This window comes from Streptomyces aureus (assembly GCF_001418135.1).
Lineage (GTDB): Bacteria > Actinomycetota > Actinomycetes > Streptomycetales > Streptomycetaceae > Streptomyces > Streptomyces aureus_A.
In genome coordinates this window covers 1-4705 of the sequence record NZ_LIPQ01000503.1, presented here as the reverse complement: position 1 = coordinate 4705, position 4705 = coordinate 1, and the positions used below count along the sequence as shown (strand labels likewise).

At 74.3% G+C, this 4705-nt stretch carries 4 protein-coding genes and 1 pseudogene; 1 reads left to right on the top strand and 4 read right to left on the bottom strand.

What is annotated here, in order from left to right:
- Positions 1-578, bottom strand: a 578-nt coding sequence (locus AOK00_RS32405; RefSeq protein ID WP_055603738.1) for a TetR/AcrR family transcriptional regulator, incomplete at its 3' end; no start/stop codon positions are given.
- A gap of 37 nt (positions 579-615) precedes the next feature.
- Between AOK00_RS32405 and AOK00_RS32400 the strand changes: the two genes are divergently transcribed.
- The gene (locus AOK00_RS32400) at positions 616-1164 is read left to right on the top strand and encodes a hypothetical protein (RefSeq protein ID WP_107097506.1); all 549 of its coding nucleotides are present in this window, start codon (positions 616-618) and stop codon (positions 1162-1164) included.
- 10 nt (positions 1165-1174) lie between these two features.
- Here AOK00_RS32400 and AOK00_RS32395 read toward each other — a convergent pair whose 3' ends face one another.
- From AOK00_RS32395 to AOK00_RS32385, 3 genes and pseudogenes are all read right to left on the bottom strand, one after another.
- Complete coding sequence (locus AOK00_RS32395; protein WP_055603737.1) at positions 1175-2242, bottom strand: PDR/VanB family oxidoreductase; 1068 nt, start codon at positions 2240-2242, stop codon at positions 1175-1177.
- Positions 2242-3126, bottom strand: a complete 885-nt coding sequence (locus AOK00_RS32390; RefSeq protein ID WP_055603736.1) for a metal-dependent hydrolase — start codon at positions 3124-3126, stop codon at positions 2242-2244. The genes AOK00_RS32395 and AOK00_RS32390 overlap by 1 nt, the downstream gene beginning before the upstream one ends.
- A gap of 103 nt (positions 3127-3229) precedes the next feature.
- Positions 3230-4705: pseudogene (locus AOK00_RS32385) on the bottom strand (hypothetical protein); the annotation flags it as partial.

Below are 4705 nucleotides of genomic sequence, written 5' to 3'. Positions count from 1 at the left end.
CTCACCGCGGCGAGTGCCGCGAAGTCGTGCACGAGCTGCAACTCCAGCTCGGCGCGCGGGACCCGGCGGCCGTCCAGCCAGATCAGCGCCGTCGACTCGGCGAGCGACACCCAGGAACGCACGACCAACTCAAGCCTGGCCGATGGCTTCTCGACCCCGAGATGGGTGAGGATCTGCACGTACGCGGCGTGCCGCACCTCGTCGATCATCGCGTTCGTCGTGGAGGAACCCACCGCGGGCCCGCCGCGCATCAGCGCCGCGAACCCCGGCCCGTGGTCGTCGACGAAGTCGAAGAACCGGCCCATCACCCGCAACAGCCGGGCGCCCAGCGGCCCCTGCGGCGGCTCCACGAACCTGGCCGCCAACTCGTCTGCCGCGCGCCGGAGGGCCGCTTCGTAGAGGCTCTGCTTGCCGGGGAAATAGTGGTAGACCAGCGGCCGCGAGATCCCCGCGGCCGCGGCGATCTCGTCGATGGACACCTCGTCGGGAGAGCGGTGGCTGAAGAGTTCGAGGGCAACCCCGATCAACTGCTGCTTGCGCTCCTCGACGCCCATCCTGCGGCGTACCCCGGTCGTCATACGAACAGCCTAACGTCGTCCGATACGCTCCTGCCCCATGAGCGCTTCCGACCAGGACACCCCGGCCGTCAAGGCCACCAAGGCCCCGGAGGCCCCCGAGGCCGAAGAGGCCGACACCGTACGTGAGAAGACCTCGGTCGAGGCCCCGAAGGCGGACGCACCCGACGAGGGCGCCCAGGACGTGGCGGACGCGGCGGACGAACTCGTCGAGGCGGACGCGGACCACGAGGTCGCTGCCGCCGACGCGGACGACGAACTCGATGAACTCGACGAACTCGTCGAGGCGGACGCGGACGACGAGGCGGACGAGGACGACGACGCCGCCGGGGGCGGCCTCACGCCCAAGCAGGCGCGGCGCGTCCGCGTCGCGGTCGCCTCCGTGCTGCTCGTCGCGATGGCCGTCGTCCTGGTGATCCGTCTCGCGAGCCGGACGTCCGTCCTGGTCGTCGGGGTGTACGGACTCGCCATGATCCTCTGCGGGATCGTGATCGAGCTCTCCCGCAACGGCCGTACGCGGCTCGGCACCTGGCTCCTGGTGGGAGGCCTCCTCGCCGCGCTGGCCCTCGACTGGCTGGTCCTGCCGTAACCCCTGGCTCTCAGAGGTCGAGGACGAGCCGCTTCCCCGCGCAGCGCGAGACGCAGATCAGCATCGAGTCGTCCCGCTCGGCGTCGGTGAGCAGCTCGTCCCGGTGGTCGATCTCGCCCTCCAGGACCCGCTGCCGGCAGGTTCCGCAGAAGCCCTGCCGGCAGGAGTACATGAGGCCCGGGACCTCCTCACGGACCGCCGCGAGGACCGACTGGTCCGCCGCCACCCGCACCGTGCGTCCGGTGCGGCGCAGTTCGACGTCGAACGCCGTGCCGCCGGTCGTCGCGGCGGCCGAGAAGCGTTCGAGGCGCGGGGCCACGCCGTCCGGCAGTGCCGCCGTCACGGCGTCCATGAGCCCGTCGGGACCGCAGCAGTAGACGGGGGTCCCGGCCGGTACGTCGGCGAGGAAGCCCAGGTCGGGGCGGCCTGACTCGTCCTCGGCGACGACGGTCACCCGGTCCCCGGCGCGGCCGAGGGCCTCGATCTCCGCCAGGTACGGCATGGTGGCGCGGCTGCGTCCGCAGTAGACGAGCCGCCAGTCCGCCCCGGCCGCCTCGGCGGCGCGCAGCATCGGCAGGACCGGCGTGATGCCGATGCCGCCGGCGACGAAGACGTACGCGGGGGAGTCGACGAGCGGGAAGCGGTTGCGCGGGCCCCGGATCTCGATCTCCACGCCCTCGTGGAGCTGCTCGTGGACCTCGCGCGAGCCGCCCCGGCCGCCCTGCCCGGTCTCGATCAGCCGGGTCGCCACGGTGTACGTGGCGGGGTCGGCCGGGTCGCCGCAGAGCGAGTACTGCCGGACGAGCCCGGAGGGCAGGACGAGGTCGATGTGCGCGCCGGGCCGCCAGGCGGGCAACCCGTCCCCTTCCAGGCGCAGTTCGACGACCCCGTCGGCCGGTTCGGCGCGCGAGGTGACGAGGACCTTGCGGGGGACCGTGCTGCCCCGGCCGTATCCGGACACGGGCTCGTCGAGGGCGGGCATCGGCCACAGCGGGGCGGTCGTCATCCGGCTGCGGACGGCGCGGCGGACGAGCAGGGCGGCCCCGGCGACGAGGGCGACGGTGGTGAACCGGGGCATCAGTGGCCTCCGTTGGCGCCGGGGGAGGAGGCCAGGTAGGCCATCGCCTGCGCGGTGTCACCCTCCTGGGAGGGGTGGTAGGCGCGGCTCAGGTAGCGGGGTATGGAGCGCAGCATGTCCGGGGTGGAGGGCAGCACGCCCTGCCGGCCCTTGCGGACGAACTGCCCGAAGGAGGCCTTGCCGTCGAGGAGGGTGGGGTCGTTCTCCATGAAGAAGCGGACGCCCCGCTGCCACAGGAAGACGAGCGCGGAGAACGCGAGCGCCCAGGTGCGGGCGCGGCGCCGGTAGCCGCCGTCGAGGTGCGTGAACAGCTCGAAGGCGACCGAGCGGTGCTCGACCTCCTCCGCGCCGTGCCAGCGCAGCAGGTCGAGCATGGTGGGGTCGGCGCCGACCCGGTCGAGCTCGTCGGCGTTGAGCACCCAGTTGCCGAGGAAGGCGGTGTAGTGCTCGATCGCGGCGATCATCGCGACCCGCTCCATCAGCCACCAGCGGCGCGGCCGGCCCGGCGGCAGGGTCCGGTCCCCGAGGAGCTTCTCGAAGAACCAGTCGACCTGAGCGGTGTACGGGGTCGGGTCGAGGCCCTGCTCCCGGAGATGGGGCAGGACGTCGTCGTGGGCCTGGGAGTGGACGGCCTCCTGGCCGATGAAGCCGATGACGTCCGCGCGCAGCCGGTCGTCGGTGATGTACGGCAGCGCCTGCTTGTAGACGTGCACGAACCAGCGCTCGCCGGCCGGGAGCAGCAGGTGCAGCACGTTGATGGTGTGCGTGGTGAAGGGATCGCCGGGTACCCAGTGGAGCGGAGTCTCCGCCCAGTCGAAGGAGACCTTTCGGGCCTTGAGCTCGACGTGCTCCGACGCCACCGGTGCAGGCTGCGTATTAGACATGGCGTCAATGTACTGAGGGGTAGCGCGGTGGCAACAGAGGCGTGCACGGTCTTTCTGGCCGGTGGGCAGCGGACGCCCCGACCTCCCCCACCCGGCTCACGCCTCACCTCAGAGCGCTCACCCGGGTCCCGTCCGGCAGGGTGCCGTCGAGGTCGGCGCGGGTTCCGGCCGCGGCCCTCACGGCCAGCAGAGGACCGTCGGACCGGCCCTTCACCCCGCCGGAGGTCTCCAGGGCCGTGAAGTCCGCACTCCCGGCGGCCAGCACGTACCAGCCACCGCCGGGCGCCTGCCAGAGCACCCCGGCCAGGACCCGGGGCTCGCGCACCCCGCAGGCGGGCGACCCCTCGGAGCGGGCCGCGAGGGCGGCCGGCGCGGTGGCCGACGGGACCAGGAACTGGGCGAGGACCCGGCTGCCCGTGCCGCGCCAGGTCTCCGCGCGGGTGCACAGCCAGGTGCCGCGCCCGGCACCCTCGGGCAGCGGCTGCCGGGCGAACCGCCAGGCGTTCACGGACCGGACGCCGTGCGCCCTGACCGCCGTCAGCTGGCACGCGGTCCGTGCCCAGGCCTCGCGCGCCTCGGGGCTCGTGGCGTCGGCGGGTGCGGCGGGCGGTCCCCAGAGCAGCCGGGCGGGCGCGAGCTCCCCGAGGTCGGCGAGCATCCGGAGCCCGGAACCGTCCCGCACCTGAAGGGCGTTCCAGCGGGTGCAGCCCTTCGCGAGCGCGGGACTGGTCATCGGCTCGGTCACCCCGCCGGCGTCCCGCCCCAGCGGCCTCGCGTCCTGCCCGGGCGCGAGGAGATCCCGTACAGCGGTCTCCTTCACCCAGGGAGCCGTCAGATAACGGACGTTGCCGGCCGCGCGGGACAGGACGAGCGCGGCCGAGCCGACGGTGTCGGCCCCGTCGGTCCGCGCGAAGTCGAGCGCGGCGCCGGCCGTGTCCCCGACGGGCTCCGCGTACCGCACGGCCCGCAGGCCGTCGTGGAGGAGCACCACCCGGGCCCCGTCGACCACCCCGGCGAAGAGCAACTGGGGCGGCCCCATGGGCGGCCCGACCGGTGTACCGGGCGTGGCGGAGGACCGCACGGACGCGCCGGGCCGCGCCCACACGGCGAGCGCCCGCCGCAGCAGCGCGCGGTCACCGGTGAGCTCACCGCGCGCGGGCCACACGGAGAAGTCCTGCCGGGTGGAACCGGGCCACACGGCCGGGCCGACCCGCTTGAGGGCCCCGGGGTCGAGAGCGGCCTCGGCGGCGGGGTTACGGGCGTACGAGGGCGCGGCAGCACCGTTTCTGCCCCACCCGTCGCCGGGCAGCCCGAGCAGCGCCCCGCACACGAGCAGCGCGGCGACGGCGACGATCCCGGCCCGCGCGTGCTGCCGCCGCCGGAGCAGGTCGGTGGGCCGCGCCTGGAGCGCGCAGGGATCGAACTCGTCGGACTCGAGCAGGGCGGCACCGCTGCGCTTCGCGGACCCGGCGCCGCCCCCGGAGCGGACGGCGGCCGCGCCTCCCGGTCCCGGGGCTCCTGGTCCCGGGCCTCCCTGCCCTGGGGCTCCTGATCCCGCGCCTCCCTGCCCTGGGGCTCC

Excerpts from the sequence above, each read along its gene's own strand:
- AOK00_RS32395 (WP_055603737.1), bottom strand. The coding sequence starts at position 2,242 with ATGCCCCGGTTCACCACCGTCGCCCTCGTCGCCGGGGCCGCCCTGCTC.
- AOK00_RS32390 (WP_055603736.1), bottom strand. The coding sequence starts at position 3,126 with ATGTCTAATACGCAGCCTGCACCGGTGGCGTCGGAGCACGTCGAGCTC.
- AOK00_RS32400 (WP_107097506.1), top strand. The coding sequence starts at position 616 with ATGAGCGCTTCCGACCAGGACACCCCGGCCGTCAAGGCCACCAAGGCC.